Genomic DNA, 13,721 nt, shown 5'->3' with positions numbered 1-13,721 from the left:
ATGGCGGGGGTAATGCCTATTTAGATTCGAATAGGACCCACCGGGGGTGCCTCCCTTCGATCGCGTTCGCCAATCAAATCCCCAAGCCCTCAGAACGGCATACATAACACTTCCTCGGCCGGTGCTTCAATTCGCCGCCCCACGGTTCAGATCTCCCAATGATTTGCCATCCGATGTGAATTGCAGACTCCTGGACGCATTCCGAGCACTGGGGCTCACCCCACGGGCATTCGTAGCCAGCTCGGTGTGTGCCGTCGTGGCTTCCTGCCGCCCCGGCCTTGGCTGCTCGCCTGCTCACTCGTCCCCCTCGAAGGCCCAGCCCAGCCGCTTCATGCCGTCAGCCGTCAAGCCAAGGGCCGTAGCCAACTGGCGGAACTCTGTGAGGTGATCGCGGGTAGCGGTGCCGTCAAGGATCTTGCCGTAATAGGTCAACATGACTGCCACAGTCGGGACATAGGACTCATCCCAGCGCGCGGACTGAGGACTGCTCCACCATTGGTGCCATTGCTCCGATTCGGCATCTGACCAGTCCCTCACGGAAGGAAGATCAGGAACGGGCAAGCCGTGATCGTTCGGCAGCACATCAAGTCCCTTGTAGCGAGAGTGCGGCGCGTTCGGGTTACGCATCTTTGGCATTGGACCCTCCGGTTTCCGTTACGGGGTGCCGACGGCCGGCGCAGGCTTCTGGCCGACGGACGGTGAGAAGAACGGGCCCCCGCTGATTGGCAGGGGCCCGAACTAATCGCGGGTTAGGCAGTAGGCCACGTGACAGCGGCCTTGACGATTCCCTTGGTCGGCTTGGACTCATCAAAAGTGCTGTCGGACTTCTTAGTGTCCAGCTCCGGGTATCGCACGATCTTCCCGCCGTACAGATGCAGCGTGTCGATGTAGTCAGCCCGGTACTTCTCCGACTGCCCCTCACGGAAACCGCTGAACTGGCTTGCGTAGGTGGCAAACTCCGAGTGACCAGCCACAATGTCCACACCAACGGGCATAGCCGTAGTGGTCAGAATCGTGAAGCCAGCAAGGCGAGCAACCACACCGTTCGCGGTCACGCCACCCTCGCCGTACGCGGCAGCGTTGGCCACGGCCGGATGCTCGATGAGGTACCGCTTCACACGCGGCGAGACGACCACGTAGCGGCCTGCCGGGATGTCGTTGTCGTCCAGGGCCAGCATCATGTCCAGGATGCCGCTGTACAGGCTCTGAGGGATTTTGTCGGCGGTCGGTGTAACGGCCGGAAGCGCCGTCGCCCCAGTGGCGATGATGTTGCCCATAAAGGTGTCAGCCTCACGGGCCAGAGCGCGAATCATTTGCTGGTTAATGGGCGAGTCCAGACCCCCGGCGAGCTGAACCCGTTCCGCATCTTCCACGAGAACCTGAAGAAACTTCGCCTCAGTAATGGTCAGCGCCTGGTCCACGGTTTCCGGCCGCTGGGCAGTCATGCCATCAGCGATCGTGTAATCGCCTACAGTCGGGCGAAGAAGGCTATTGATGTGGACAACATCGCCCTTCTGTCGAATCTCCCCTTCATACTTGTTGTTGCTGCAAATCGGGGAGGCCCAGACCAGAAGTGGATCAAACTGCGTAAGAAGGTCGGCATCCCAAATTTCCGGCACGAACGTGATGGTGCCGGGCTGCTGATATGCAAGGCTCATAAATGTACTCCTAGTTATCGCTTACGAACGTCGAGGGAAACACGGGGGCGCTCGGAAAATGGGCTGCCGCTGCGGTTGGGGAGAGCCCCCACGAGATGAGGGAATGCCGGTTCCTTGGCCTTGAAAGGTGCCAGGGCCTTGTCCATGGCTTCGGCCGAAGGCTTGCCGTCCTCACCAAGCAGCTTGGATCCATCCAAGTAGTCGGTGAATCCATCTGGGAGATTGATCCCGGCCTGGGCCGCATAGCCTTTGAGTTCGGCCCGCGCCAACTTTCCGGAATACTCCCGCTCAACCTCAGCCCGAACAGGGGCGGAAGGGTCGGCCGAAATAGCCTCGGGAATCGGTTCTGCGTCGCTCATGGCGACCTCCTAACTAATGGTTTGGATTAGGCAACCCGGCTGGTCTCCGTCTCGCCCATGAGCGAGACCATCGGGGTACGCAGGTGCCTGGCGGCCAGTACAAGAGTGCGGAGACTCGGGCATGTTTCACCGGACTCCCAGCGGCGCACAGTCGACGGGGCCACACGCATTTCTTCCGCCAGGGCTTCAACGGACATCCCTAGCGCCACACGGCGAGCAGCGAAGAAGTGGCGATCGAACATTGCTAGCTCCGTTCCGGTCATGCATAAATGCGCGACGGTAGGCATAAAGAAAACCCCGGCCGAAAGGGCCGGGGTCAACTAGATTTCCCGTGAGTTTTACTCTCACTAATGACGTATGTGTCCTGCTACTCGTAACCGCCCGCCGAAGGCGGGAAGTGAGAGGGACGCCACAGGAGATCTGTTCTCAATAATGATGTCGGTGTCAATGGTTCCGAAGTGGGACACCGTGAGCCAGAAATGAGACACGCGTCACGCATCGGCGCACCCTAGGCAGGGCGGGACAAACACCTTCGGGTATGTGCTCCCTCAGCGGGAGGCATGAGGTCCTCCCATGTGTCGTTGGCAACCAGTTGCCGAACTCCACTTGCCTCGGCAGGTTCAGGACACTCGAAGGTCCTGGACTTGGAGAGGAAATGAGGGTGGGCCCCGGCAAAGGGGCCCCTACTCGCTACTACCTACGCTCTATGAGCTTCGAACTACCAGCTTCAAACTAAGTCCCCGCTGCAACGGGAAAATGTGGCTACTGGACGCTCAAAGCGGCCCGACAGGCCCCGGGCCCCCAGTTCGGGACGGAACTGAACGGGTCGGAGAGGTCCGGGCAGTCCCCTTCCGGATGTGCCGGGCAGGCTTCGACGCTTTCGACCTCGGAGGGTTCAGCCGGCCGTGACGGTCCGTTTTTCGGTGTTGGCGTCTTCCTGGGCTTGCTCGGCTTGGTGTCGGCCACGGTGATGACCTCACCGTGGAGCGAGCCTGCCAGCGTGGGGTAAGCCTCCTCGTCATCCAGCAGCACGAGCGGCACCGACAGATAGAGATTGGCTGCGCGCCCCTGCTTGCCCTGCTGGGTGAAGAACCCGAACCGTGTCAGCACATCGCGGCAGCGCTTCCCAGGGTGATCGTTCGTGTTGTAGCCCAGCTCATCCGCGATCGTCGTATCCCCGGTGAACATCCGCCCAGTACGGCCGTTCGTATGCCGGAGCTGGGCCAGGGCCCACAGCAGGTGCTCACGTCCGAACTCGGGCGCTTCTCGGGCCAGTAGGCCGCCTGAGCCGAAGGAGTCGAACAGGGCTCGGGTCCACTCTGTCTTCACGTCGTGAGTCGCAGCAACCAGGCGACGCGGCCACGGACTGTCAGTCATACGCACTTCCTAAAAAACGTGGGAGGACCCCGGGCACAAGCCCGGGGTCCTTCGAGGGTCATGCGGGACGGCTACAGCTCGGGGTCGAAGTCATCCCTGTACTTCTCTTGCTTCAGTTCCTCCAGGTCGGTCAGTTCGTGGATCAGCTCATCGAGCATGGTGCAGAAGGCCGCATAGGCACCCTGCTCGTACTCTTCGCCGTCACTCGACGCCCAGTTGCCTTGCAGAGCACCACCCGCCCGCTCCTGCAAATCCTTCGGGGTGATGAGGCCGATGGACAGCCCGATCTTGGGGCTGCCTACGAGGAAGATCCGGAAACCGGCCTTACGAAGGAACGAACCACGTTCCTTCCAATCGGCCATCTGGTGCCACTTCGCGCGGTAGGTCTGGCCCGTGCTCGTCTCTTCCCAACGGCCCGGGATGAAGGGCTCTTCTTGAAGCGTCGCCAGGTTCGTGGCGTGACGCTCCATCGTCGTCGTGAGCGCCGTAATGGCAGCGGCCGAGGAGGCTTGGGCGATGGCCTGGGAAAGATTCTCAATGGCCGCTTCCAGTTCCTTGATCTGCCCTCTGTTGTCCTTGCCAGGGATGTACGACCGCTCAGTTATGAACTGGTCTCCCAGCTTGGAGAGGAACGATTCCTCTACGGCCCGGTAGATCTCATCCTGTGGCCACGACACGGAGAACTGGCACGGTTCGCCGTTGGACCACGAGGAGCAGCGGAAATACATGTGCTTCTTGATTTCCCCTGTACGCAGCGTCACCCGTGAGCTGTTCTCGTACCACTTCATCCCACAGGGGCAGTACAGGACTCCCGTCATGGGCGACGCGTTCGACTTGATCCCCGCCCTGTACTTGCCCAGGTCCGCGACGGCGATCTGTAGCTTGTCGAACTCCTCGTCGGTCAGGATCGGATCGGCCCAGCGGACGGGCAGGCCGTCTCTGAGCAGGGGCTCACCCTTGTGCATGGCCACGCCCTTGAGAGTGGGCTTCTTCAGCATCTTGCCGAGGGTGGACGTGCTCCACTTGGTCCCCTTGATGTGCGTCTTGACGCCCACCTTCTTCTCTTCGGCGTTGATGCTCCGCTGGTAGTCCTGGGAGGTCAGGACCCCTCGCGGGCAGTCGCACTGTGGCGTTTCGCTGCCCTGGTCGACGCAATCGGCGACGTGCCGGGGGCGGGCGTTCCAATCAGTGCAGAGCTGACCCATGGACCATCCCTGCTCCGCGATCCGCTCGTACGCCTCCCGGATGAGGGGGCCGGTCACCGGGTCGATCACGAGCTTGAACCGCTGCTTGCCGTGGTGGTCCATGACGACGGGCCGATAGCCGAAGGGCCACGTGCCGCCGCCCCACAGGCTTGCGTCGCGGTAGTACTGCGTCTGATTGCGACGCTTCTTCACGATCGCTTCGCGGTACTCCTGAGCCTGGGTCGCCTTGATGTAGGCGATCATCCGGCCCGTGGGTGTGTGGATGTCCAGGCTCGGGTCATCGATGCAGACGATCTCTTTGCCGCCCTTGTGGCAGCGCTCCGCGAACCTGTCCCAGTGGTGCTGATCCCGGGTGATCCGGTCCAACGACGTGACCATGATCGCGTCCCACTCGTACCAGAGCGGGTCTTTCATCCATCGGCCGAGCTTCGGCCGGTCGTCCAGGTTGACCGCGCCGGAGACACAGACATCCTCGACTTCCCCAGCCACGGTGAACCGTGCTTCCTCGGTCGCGCGGTCCAGCTCCTCCCCCTGGCGGAGCAGGGCAGAGCTGTCCTCGGTGTCACGGCTGATACGCCGCACCTTGAGGACCCGCATACCGGGCAAGAGACGTGCACTGGACATAGCCTCACCTTCCGTTACCGGAGCCCTGGGTTCCAAATTTGGTGATCTTGTTTTCCCAGGGCTGGGAGGCGAACCACGCGGTACTGGCCCACCTCGGAGAACACCGGGTGGCCTGGACGCCGTGAAGGCGGGGAACATCGGGAGGCCTGGAAGGTGTGAAGGTGGGGGAACATCCCGGGGTGCGGATTGCTTGAGAGTGCGGGGGCGAGGGCCCCTTGCGCCGCCGGGGACAATGGAAGGTGGTCCGCATCGGAACGCGCGAACGCGCACGAACGCACGAACGAGGAGGAGAAGACATGGCGGAGCCCACGCCGCGTCGGAACGAACCGCGGCTACGCCCCGCGCCCCTGCTCTTCGAGCCGGCGGAGGCGGCCGGTGATCCGGAGCACTTCTTCGACCTGGAGTCGATAGACGACCCGGGCGCGCTGCTGGCGCGGGCGACGGAGCTGACGGTGGCCTTCCAGGCGGCCGCCGACCGCGCGCTGGAGTTCCAGGCCGTCGCGGCGGCCCAGCTCGCCGACCCGCGCCGCTTCGACCGGCTGACGCCCGCGGACATCGCCCGGCGGGCCGAGTGGACCGAGGACTACGCGAAGAAGATGGTCGAGTTCGGCCAGGACCTGCTGCGGGGCGACACCGAGGGCCGTGGACCGGTGGACCCGCTGTAGGCCGGCGGGCCCGGCATCACCCGATCGGCATATGCCAGCCGGGCAAGATACTCGCTTCCCCACCCCCTGTCCCGGTTTTCCGCAACTCTCGGGAGCCGTCTCCTCACAGCCGGTAGACAGGTGGGCATGAGCAGCGCATGTGTCACCGCGGACGGCGCCGTCTGGCTGGCCTCCGCCGGAACGTATCCGCGCAGCACCCTCGCCTTCTGGGAGGAGCGGCCGCACGCCCCGGTCGTCCTGCCCTGCGGCTCCGTGTTCGACATCGTGAGCGCTCCGGCGATGTTCGGGCGGCTGATGCTGGACCGGCTGTGGGGCGAGGGGCCGGGCTCCGGGCCGGTCGCGGTGCTCCGGGGGCGGACGCTGCTGTTCGCGGCGCCGGGCACGGCCCAGCGGCTGCCCTCGCTGCTGGAGTGGGAGGAGTGGGGCACGCGCGGTCGGCGGGACGGCCGTACGGGATCCGTGCCGCCGCTGCTGTGCCACGGCACCGGGGACGCGGTGACCGTGCCCGCGCTCACCCCGGAGCGGGAGCAGGGGCCCACCCGCTGGGTGGTCGCCCCGGACTGCCGCCACCCGTGGCTCCCGGGCCCCGAGGTACTGCTCTGGGCGGCCGTCCGGGCGGCCCGCGCGGCTGTGCGGATATCGATTTTTCCCCCGGCCGACCAGGATGCTAAGGTCTACGACGTCAGCAGGCGCCGCTAGCTCAGTTGGTTAGAGCAGCTGACTCTTAATCAGCGGGTCCGGGGTTCGAGTCCCTGGCGGCGCACAGACGGCAGAGGCCCTTCGCGAAAGCGGAGGGCCTCTTGCGTATCCCCGAAAGGCTCACACCCGCGGCAGTGTGATCTTCACGTTCCAGGCTCCCGTGGGGGTGCGGCTCTCCGCCTGCACCTGTACGCCGGTGCCCGGCACCGTGAAGTTCTCGCCGAGGGCGACCGGGGCGTCGGCGAGGGGCGGGTAGACGGAGGATTCCCAGCAGGCCTCGGTGTGCGGATGGGCGTCGATCACCTCGACCGGGCCACGGCCGGACTGGGCGTCGCTGCTGATCCGGTAGACGAGGATGCCGGAGCGGCAGGCGGCGCGGTCGTTGCCGAGGGGGCCGCGGGCCTCGAAGGCGAGGACGGCGTCGGGGCCGATGCGGACGACGGCCAGTTTGGCGCCGTCGCCGAGACCGAAGGCGGGTGCGCCGGAGTTGCCGGTGACGGGGACCCCGGGGCCCGCGCCGAGCGGTTCCAGGGTGAGCCGGGTCGGCCCCGCGTTCCGTACGCACACCACCTGGCGCGGCGCCAGCCAGCCGAGCTTCCACTTGTGCCAGCCGAAGAGATCCGGGGCGAGCCCGAACTGACTGCCCATCAGGTCCCAGTCGCCGACATAGGTGTCCCAGTCGCCCTTGCCGTCGACGGGGCGGTGGTAGAGGTCGGGCAGGTCGAAGACATGGCCCGTCTCGTGGGCCAGGACGAGCCGGTCCGGGGGGTGCTGCTCGAAGACCGTGACGACACGCCGGATGTCGGTGCCGTCGGCGTGCAGGGGCTCGTCCAGGTTGACGACCTTCGTGGCGTCGGAGTCCACGCCGGGCGCGTCCGGGTCGGCGACGAAGTAGACCAGGTCGTACCGGGAGAAATCGACCCAGGGGTCGGCGGCGGAGAGCGCGTCGTGCAGATAGGCGGCGCGGCGCTCGGCATTCCAGTCGCGCTGTATGGCGTACGCGGTGGACGGCTTCGGCATCCGGATCCAGCGCCGGAGGGGATGGGCGCGCAGGGTGAACCGGCCGTAGGACGCCTGCTGGAAGAAGCGGCTGGTGGCCGGGAAGTGGTCGGCGGTGAGTTCGTCGGGCGTGGTGGCCGGGGCCCGGTCCGGGAAGGACAGGAAGACCATCACCGCGTCGAGGGCGCGGGTGGGGCGGGGGTAGGCGGTGTTCCAGGTGTCGAGCCCCTCGGAGTGGTGGGCGTCGGTGCGCTTGAGGGCGCAGGGCGCGGCGGAGAAGGGTTCGGCGATGGAGGGGCCGGTGGCGAGGGAGATCGCGGCGATCGCCGAGAGGGTGGTGCACAGGGCCGCGGTGGTGCGCAGTCGGGGGCGCGGGAACTGTCGCGGCACTTCGGACCTCCGGGGGCGGTTCACGGGACACCGCCCCCAGCCTGTTCGACTTTGTCGCGCTATGCCCTGTTTGTCTGCCCCAGAAGAGTGAGGAGGGAGAAAGCGGGCATCAATCCCGACACCCCCGGAATTCTCACGGTCCGTCACAAGCGATCGAGCGCCCGCAGAAGCGGTCCACCTGCGGGCAGAAACGATCTGTCAGAAAGGTGGGGAGTTCCGGGACACTGGGCAGTGGCTGCGCAACTCCGGGGGCAGCATCTATGATCGGCACACTTTCCTGCCAGGACAGCGATCGAGTGCACTGCGGGAGCGAGCGGTGAGCGGAACGTCCGAAGGGTCGACGCCCGCGGCAGACCTCGACCGGTCCGCCGTCACGGAGCGTGACAGTCATGCCGCTACTTGTGCGGAGAGCCCGGACGGAGCCGACCCCCCGGCCTACCGTTCCGTGTTCGCGGCGGCGCCTCTGGCCATGGCCCTGGTCGATCGTGAGGGCCAGGTCGTGGACGCCAACCAGGCGCTCGGCGACCTGCTCGGCGGCGACGGGGCGAGCCTGGTCGGGCGGGTCGCCGCCGATCTGCTGGACCTCGCCTCCGACGCCCGCACCTGGCACGCCTACCGCGAGGTGCTCCGCGGCCGCCAGGCGCGACTGCGCTGCACCCGGCGGCTGAAGCACCCCGACGGGCGCACGCTCTGGGCCCAGGTCACCGTCACCCCCCTGGCCGAGGACGGGCCCGGGGTGCTGCTGTCGGTCGCCGACGTGAGCGACCGCCGTGACCTCCAGGCGAGGCTGCGGCACCTCCAGATGCACGACCCGGTCACCCGGCTGCCCAACCGCACGCTGTTCTTCGAGCGGGTGTCGGCGGCCCTGGAGGCGGAGTCGTACGAGCAGAGCGGAACCGGCCGGATCGGCCTGTGCTACCTCGACCTGGACGGTTTCAAGGCGGTCAACGACACCCTCGGCCACCGCGTCGGCGACCGGCTGCTGGCCGCCGTCGCCGAGCGGCTCACCGAGTGCGCCAAGGACGCCGGGCAGAACCGGCCGAGCGAGCCGCTGGTGGCCCGGCTGGGCGGGGACGAGTTCGCGCTGCTGGTGGAGGACTCGACCGGCACCGAACAGCTCGCCGATCTCGCCGAGTCCGTGCTGAAGGCGCTCCAGGCGCCGTTCGACCTCGCCGGACAGCGGATGAACGTCTCCGCGTCGATCGGGGTCGTCGAACGGCACGCCGCCGGGACCACCGCGACCGCGCTGATGCAGGCCGCCGACACCACGCTGTACTGGGCGAAGGTGGACGGCAAGGACCGCTGGACGCTGTTCGACCCGGAGCGCAACGCGCATCTGATGACCAGCCAGGCCCTCGCCTCCACCCTGCGGCCCGCCATCGAGCGCGGCGAGTTCCGGCTGGAGTACCAGCCCCTGGTCGGCATGTCGGACGGGCGGCTGCGCGGGGTGGAGGCGCTGGTGCGCTGGGACCACCCGCGGTTCGGGGCGCTGCCGCCGAATCGGTTCGTCGCGCTGGCCGAGGAGGACGGTTCGATCGTCCCGCTCGGGCGATGGATTCTGGCCACCGCCTGCCGGCAGGCCCGCGCCTGGCAGCTGGACCGGCCGGAGGAGCCGCCGCTGTTCGTGAGCGTCAACGTGGCGGTCCGTCAGGTGTGGGACTCCGACCTGGTGGCCGACGTGGCGGAGATCCTCGCCGAGACCGGGCTGCCGCCGCACCTGCTCCAGCTGGAGCTCACCGAGTCGGCCGTCATGGGCTCGGCGGGCCGCCCGCTCCAGGCCCTCCAGGCCCTCAGCGACATGGGCGTGCACATCGCCATCGACGACTTCGGCACCGGCTACTCCAACCTCGCCTATCTGAGCCGGCTGCCGGTCTCGGTCCTCAAGCTGGACGGGTCGTTCGTCCGCGGCTTCCAGTACGAGGGCACGGGCGCGGCGCCCAACCCGGCCGACGAGGTCGTCGTCGAGGCGATGATCGACCTCGCCCACCGCCTCGGCCTCACCGTCACCGCCGAGTGCGTGGAGACCGCCGCCCAGGCGAACCGGCTGCGCAGCATCGGCTGCGACACCGGCCAGGGCTGGCTGTACTCGCGCGCGGTGTCACCGGACCGCATCTCCGAGCTACGGGCGTCGGGCCCGGACCGGGCGGCACCCGTGGGGGCACCTCAGAACCCGTAGGGGTTCGCTCCCGGCCCCGGTGGGCGCCGGCCGGGGCGGGCGGTGGTGAACCGGCCGCTCCGGCGCCGGACGCCGCCCCATGTCCCGGAGTGCGCCCCGCGTCGGTGGCGTCGGCCAGTGGCCTCACCACGTCCGGCGCGTCGGCGCCCGGGTGCTGCGGGCCGTCCTGGGCCTTGGTGGAGACCGTGCGCAGTCCCATGCCCTCGATGAGGTTGCCGGTGGGGGCATCCGGCCCGTACACGCCGTGGACGGCGCCGGTGTCCGAGCCGCGGGCGACGGTGAGCGCTCCCTCGCGCACCACGGTGACGGTCGTCCGGCGGCCGTCCCGGCCACGGTGAAGGTCCCCGGCCGGCCGTACGCCCCGGCCGGTACGGCACGGGCCCCGTCCCCGGCGGTCGGCGCCCCGCACGGGTGCCGCCGGGCGCGGGACCCTATCCGGCCGTCGGCAACCCGTACGCGTCCGCGACCAGTTCGTACGACCGCAGCCGCAGCTCGCCGCGGTGAGCGTGGCTGGTGAGCATCAGCTCGTCGGCGCCGGTGCGCTTGTGCAGGTCGTCGAGGCCCGTGCGGACCTCGTCGGCGGTGCCGTGGACGATGTTCGCCGTCCAGGAGTCGACGAACTCCCGCTCCAGCTCGCTGAACGTGTGCGCCTCCGCCTCCTCCGGGGAGGGGAAGAGACCGGGGCGGCCGGTGCGCAGCCGGACCATGTTGAGGCCCGTCGCGAGGACCTGGCGGCGGGCCTCGCGCGCGTCGTCGGCGGCGAGGACGGAGACGCCGATCAGGGCGTACGGCTCGGAGAGCACCGCGGACGGGCGGAAGGACTCCCGGTAGAGGTCCAGGGCCGGGACGGTGTTCTGCGCGGAGAAGTGGTGCGCGAAGGCGAAGGGCAGGCCGAGCAGTCCGGCCAGCCGGGCGCTGAAGCCGGAGGAGCCGAGCAGCCAGACCGGCGGCCGGTGCCGGGACTGGACGCCGCCGGGCGAGCTCGCCTGGACCGGTCCGGGCACGGCGTGGATACGGCCGTAGCGGTGCCCTTCGGGGAAGTCGTCGTCCAGGAACCGGGTGAGCTCGGCGAGCTGCTCGGGGAAGTCGTCGGCGCCCTCGTGCAGGGTGGCCGTCCGGCGCAGGGCGGCGGCGGTGGCCCCGTCGGTGCCGGGGGCGCGGCCGAGGCCGAGGTCGATCCGGCCCGGCGCGAGCGCCTCCAGGGTGCCGAACTGCTCGGCGATGACGAGGGGCGCGTGGTTGGGCAGCATGACGCCGCCCGAGCCGAGCCGGATGCGGTCGGTGTGGGCGGCGAGGTGGGCGAGGATCACCGCGGGCGAGGAGGAGGCGACGCCGGGCATGGAGTGGTGCTCGGCGACCCAGTAGCGGTGGAAGCCGCGGGACTCGGTGAACCGGGCGAGGTCGACGCTGGTGCGCAGGGCGTCGGTGGCGGTGCGCCCGGAGCCGACGGTGACCAGGTCGAGGACGGAGAGGGGGGCGGGGGCGGTGCCGTGGGCGGTGGCGCGTATGCCGTCCAGCGCCGTGCCGTCCAGCGCCGCGCCGTCCGTACCGGCCCTGTCCCCGGCCCTGTCCGTACCGGCCCCGTCCGTCGCGGTCGCGTCCGCCGCCGTCTCGTCTGCCGCCACGGGGTCCTCCTGTTGTCGGGCTTGCGCTGTCCTCCGTGCCCTAACAGGAGGGTGTCCCCGTTTATTCCCGCGCGGAGCCGCCGGCTCACACCTGCACGATCGGCTCCCGCCGGAACAGCGCCCCCAGTCCCGGCGCGTTCACCCGCCGGTCCGTCAGCCGCAGCCCCTCCCACACGGTCACCTGGTTCGCGGTCAGGACGGGCTTGCCCAGCTCCCGTTCCAGGGCCGGGAGGCAGGCGACGGTGTGCAGGGCGGTGTCGGGCAGCAGCACCGCCTCGGCGCCGGACGCGTCGGCGGCGCGCGCGAGGGCGAGCACCTCCGCCTCGCCCCAGGTGCCGGCCCGCTCCGCCGTGACCCCGGCGGCGTGCACCGAGGTCACCTCCAGCCCGCCGGCCCCCAGGAACTCCGCGAACAGAGCGGCGGTCGGCGCCGGGTAGGTGGCCGCCACCGCGACCCGAGCGGCCCGCAGTTCCCGGGCCGCGTGCACGAAGGCGAACGAGGTGGAGGAGGCGGGCATGCCGGCCGCCGTGGCCAGGGTGCGCAGCTGCTCGTGGGCGCCCTCCCGGCCGTACGTGAAACTGCCGCTCGTGGAGGCCCAGACGATCGCCTCCGCGCCCGACAGCCGCAGTTGCTCGACGCCCGCCGCGAGCCGGTGGGGCGCGCCCAGGCGCAGGGAGGCGTCGGGGTGCGCGCCCTCCTCACCGGCGGGGTCCGCGCGGACGAGGTCCACCCGGATGCCGCCGGCCAGGAGCTGCTCGATTCGGGGGTAGTCGTCCTCGGCACAGTGGCCCGGGTGGAGGAATCCGAGTGCGGTCATGACGGCCTTCCTGCTGCTGCTCTTCTTCCGGAAGTACCCGGGTACCCCGCGTGCGCAGCCCACGGCCTCCATCCTCACCTGGTTGGCGGTCCGGACGTGTTGACGGCCGTGGAGCGGGGTGCGACCGTGTTCCGTCCGCGCACGTCAGGCCCTTGGTCGTGAAGAGGCACCGGATGGCCGCCGTCCCCACGCTCCTCGTCCTCGACGCGGAGCCCCTCCCCCGCCTCGGCCGGCTCACGGGCCGGGTGCGGGTGCTGCACGCCGACGGCTCCACCCTCGGCGCGCTGCTGCCGCGGGCCGACGTCCTGCTGGTGTGGGACACCTCCTCGGACGCGGTGCGCGCCGCCTGGCCGGGCGCCGGGCCGCGGCCGCGCTGGGTGCACACGGCGGGCGCGGACGTGGACCGGGTGCTGTCCCCGGAACTGGCCGCGTCCGACACGGTGCTGACGAACGCGCGCGGGGTCTTCGCGGAACCGGTCGCCGAGTACGTGGCCGCGCTGGTCCTGGCGATGGCGAAGGACCTGCCGGGGACCTGGGCGGCACAGACGCGGGGCGAGTGGCGGCCCCGGGAGAGCCGGCGGGTGGCCGGCACCCGGGCCGTGGTCGTCGGGTCGGGGCCGGTCGGCCGGGCGATCACCCGCACCCTCAAGGCGCTCGGGGTCACCACCGCGCTCGTCGGGCGGGTCCCGCGCACCGGCATCCACGGCCCCGACGATCTGGACCGGCTGCTCGCCCGCGCGGACTGGGTGGTCGCGGCGGCCCCGCTCACCGAGCTGACCCGGGGCCTGTTCGACACCCGCCGCTTCGGCGTGATGCAGCCCTCGGCCCGTTTCGTGAATGTCGGCCGCGGCGGCCTGGTCGTCGAGGAGGCACTCGTACGGGCCCTGCGCAGCCGCTGGATCGCGGGGGCCGCCCTGGATGTGTTCGGCACCGAACCGCTGCCGCCCGACAGCCCGTTGTGGCAGGTCCCGGGCCTGCTGGTGTCCCCGCACATGAGCGGCGCGGCGGTCGGCCGGCACGACGAGCTGGGGGCGCAGTTCGTCGAGTTGTTCGAGCGCTGGGAGGCGGGCCGGCCGCTGCGGAACGTGGTCGACAAGGCGCGCGGATACGTCCCCGGCCGCTGACGG

The 13,721-nt window shown here is 69.2% G+C and carries 13 protein-coding genes, 1 tRNA gene and 1 pseudogene; 5 read left to right on the top strand and 10 right to left on the bottom strand.

Annotated features, from left to right (window positions below; translation table 11 throughout):
- Nucleotides 1-294 precede the first annotated feature (294 nt).
- The 6 genes from ABZ490_RS09125 to ABZ490_RS09100 all read right to left on the bottom strand — a co-directional run bounded on the left by ABZ490_RS09125 (nt 295) and on the right by ABZ490_RS09100 (nt 5,223).
- Complete coding sequence (locus tag ABZ490_RS09125) at nt 295-627, bottom strand: hypothetical protein (RefSeq protein ID WP_358986578.1); 333 nt, start codon at nt 625-627, stop codon at nt 295-297.
- A gap of 122 nt (nt 628-749) precedes the next feature.
- Nucleotides 750-1,658, bottom strand: coding sequence for a hypothetical protein (locus ABZ490_RS09120; RefSeq protein WP_358986575.1), 909 nt, complete (start codon nt 1,656-1,658; stop codon nt 750-752).
- A 14-nt stretch (nt 1,659-1,672) separates the two neighbouring features.
- On the bottom strand, nt 1,673-2,017 hold the full coding sequence (locus ABZ490_RS09115) for a hypothetical protein (RefSeq protein WP_358986572.1): 345 nt from the start codon (nt 2,015-2,017) through the stop codon (nt 1,673-1,675).
- Between the two features lie 26 nt (nt 2,018-2,043).
- The gene (locus tag ABZ490_RS09110) at nt 2,044-2,259 is read right to left on the bottom strand and encodes a helix-turn-helix transcriptional regulator (RefSeq protein ID WP_358986789.1); all 216 of its coding nucleotides are present in this window, start codon (nt 2,257-2,259) and stop codon (nt 2,044-2,046) included.
- Nucleotides 2,260-2,779: 520 nt separating this feature from the next.
- Nucleotides 2,780-3,394, bottom strand: a complete 615-nt coding sequence (locus tag ABZ490_RS09105; protein WP_358986570.1) for a hypothetical protein — start codon at nt 3,392-3,394, stop codon at nt 2,780-2,782.
- A gap of 71 nt (nt 3,395-3,465) precedes the next feature.
- Nucleotides 3,466-5,223: a recombinase family protein gene (locus tag ABZ490_RS09100; protein WP_358986567.1), complete on the bottom strand. Its 1,758-nt coding sequence runs from the start codon at nt 5,221-5,223 to the stop codon at nt 3,466-3,468.
- A 296-nt stretch (nt 5,224-5,519) separates the two neighbouring features.
- Between ABZ490_RS09100 and ABZ490_RS09095 the strand changes: the two genes are divergently transcribed.
- From ABZ490_RS09095 to ABZ490_RS09085, 3 genes are all read left to right on the top strand, one after another.
- Nucleotides 5,520-5,888, top strand: coding sequence for a hypothetical protein (locus ABZ490_RS09095; protein ID WP_358986564.1), 369 nt, complete (start codon nt 5,520-5,522; stop codon nt 5,886-5,888).
- A 126-nt stretch (nt 5,889-6,014) separates the two neighbouring features.
- Nucleotides 6,015-6,587 (top strand): bifunctional DNA primase/polymerase, encoded by a 573-nt coding sequence (locus ABZ490_RS09090; RefSeq protein WP_358986561.1) that lies wholly within the window; start codon nt 6,015-6,017, stop codon nt 6,585-6,587.
- A tRNA-Lys gene (locus tag ABZ490_RS09085) sits at nt 6,578-6,651 on the top strand. Before ABZ490_RS09090 ends, ABZ490_RS09085 begins: the two co-directional genes overlap by 10 nt.
- Nucleotides 6,652-6,707: 56 nt before the next feature.
- On the opposite strand, the gene ABZ490_RS09080 is transcribed toward ABZ490_RS09085, so the two are convergent.
- Nucleotides 6,708-7,976, bottom strand: coding sequence for a M6 family metalloprotease domain-containing protein (locus ABZ490_RS09080; RefSeq protein WP_358986559.1), 1,269 nt, complete (start codon nt 7,974-7,976; stop codon nt 6,708-6,710).
- 316 nt (nt 7,977-8,292) lie between these two features.
- Here ABZ490_RS09080 and ABZ490_RS09075 point away from each other — a divergent pair, with 316 nt between their 5' ends.
- Nucleotides 8,293-10,152, top strand: coding sequence for an EAL domain-containing protein (locus ABZ490_RS09075; RefSeq protein ID WP_358986556.1), 1,860 nt, complete (start codon nt 8,293-8,295; stop codon nt 10,150-10,152).
- A 100-nt stretch (nt 10,153-10,252) separates the two neighbouring features.
- Here the strand turns inward: ABZ490_RS09075 and ABZ490_RS09070 are convergent.
- The 3 genes and pseudogenes from ABZ490_RS09070 to ABZ490_RS09060 form a co-directional block, all read right to left on the bottom strand.
- Nucleotides 10,253-10,587 (bottom strand): annotated as a pseudogene (locus tag ABZ490_RS09070) (hypothetical protein); the annotation flags it as partial.
- Complete coding sequence (locus ABZ490_RS09065) at nt 10,584-11,669, bottom strand: LLM class flavin-dependent oxidoreductase (protein ID WP_358986785.1); 1,086 nt, start codon at nt 11,667-11,669, stop codon at nt 10,584-10,586. The gene ABZ490_RS09065 and the pseudogene ABZ490_RS09070, both read right to left, overlap by 4 nt.
- Before the next feature lie 193 nt (nt 11,670-11,862).
- Nucleotides 11,863-12,594 carry a decarboxylase gene (locus ABZ490_RS09060; RefSeq protein ID WP_358986553.1) on the bottom strand — a complete coding sequence of 244 codons (732 nt, stop codon included), beginning with the start codon at nt 12,592-12,594 and terminating at the stop codon, nt 11,863-11,865.
- Between the two features lie 173 nt (nt 12,595-12,767).
- Here ABZ490_RS09060 and ABZ490_RS09055 point away from each other — a divergent pair, with 173 nt between their 5' ends.
- Nucleotides 12,768-13,718 (top strand): D-2-hydroxyacid dehydrogenase, encoded by a 951-nt coding sequence (locus ABZ490_RS09055; protein WP_358986550.1) that lies wholly within the window; start codon nt 12,768-12,770, stop codon nt 13,716-13,718.
- Nucleotides 13,719-13,721: the final 3 nt, after the last annotated feature.

This window comes from Streptomyces sp. NPDC005811 (assembly GCF_040630405.1).
In the GTDB taxonomy this organism is placed as follows: domain Bacteria; phylum Actinomycetota; class Actinomycetes; order Streptomycetales; family Streptomycetaceae; genus Streptomyces.
Note: the sequence above shows the minus strand (reverse complement) of the source record. Positions and strands in the feature narration are given on the sequence as shown.

Bases quoted from the DNA above. Each gene is read 5' to 3' on its own strand.
- ABZ490_RS09125 (WP_358986578.1), bottom strand. From the start codon at position 627: ATGCGTAACCCGAACGCGCCGCACTCTCGCTACAAGGGACTTGATGTG.
- ABZ490_RS09120 (WP_358986575.1), bottom strand. From the start codon at position 1,658: ATGAGCCTTGCATATCAGCAGCCCGGCACCATCACGTTCGTGCCGGAA.
- ABZ490_RS09115 (WP_358986572.1), bottom strand. From the start codon at position 2,017: ATGAGCGACGCAGAACCGATTCCCGAGGCTATTTCGGCCGACCCTTCC.
- ABZ490_RS09110 (WP_358986789.1), bottom strand. From the start codon at position 2,259: ATGTTCGATCGCCACTTCTTCGCTGCTCGCCGTGTGGCGCTAGGGATG.
- ABZ490_RS09105 (WP_358986570.1), bottom strand. From the start codon at position 3,394: ATGACTGACAGTCCGTGGCCGCGTCGCCTGGTTGCTGCGACTCACGAC.
- ABZ490_RS09100 (WP_358986567.1), bottom strand. From the start codon at position 5,223: ATGTCCAGTGCACGTCTCTTGCCCGGTATGCGGGTCCTCAAGGTGCGG.
- ABZ490_RS09095 (WP_358986564.1), top strand. From the start codon at position 5,520: ATGGCGGAGCCCACGCCGCGTCGGAACGAACCGCGGCTACGCCCCGCG.
- ABZ490_RS09090 (WP_358986561.1), top strand. From the start codon at position 6,015: ATGAGCAGCGCATGTGTCACCGCGGACGGCGCCGTCTGGCTGGCCTCC.
- ABZ490_RS09060 (WP_358986553.1), bottom strand. From the start codon at position 12,594: ATGACCGCACTCGGATTCCTCCACCCGGGCCACTGTGCCGAGGACGAC.
- ABZ490_RS09055 (WP_358986550.1), top strand. From the start codon at position 12,768: ATGGCCGCCGTCCCCACGCTCCTCGTCCTCGACGCGGAGCCCCTCCCC.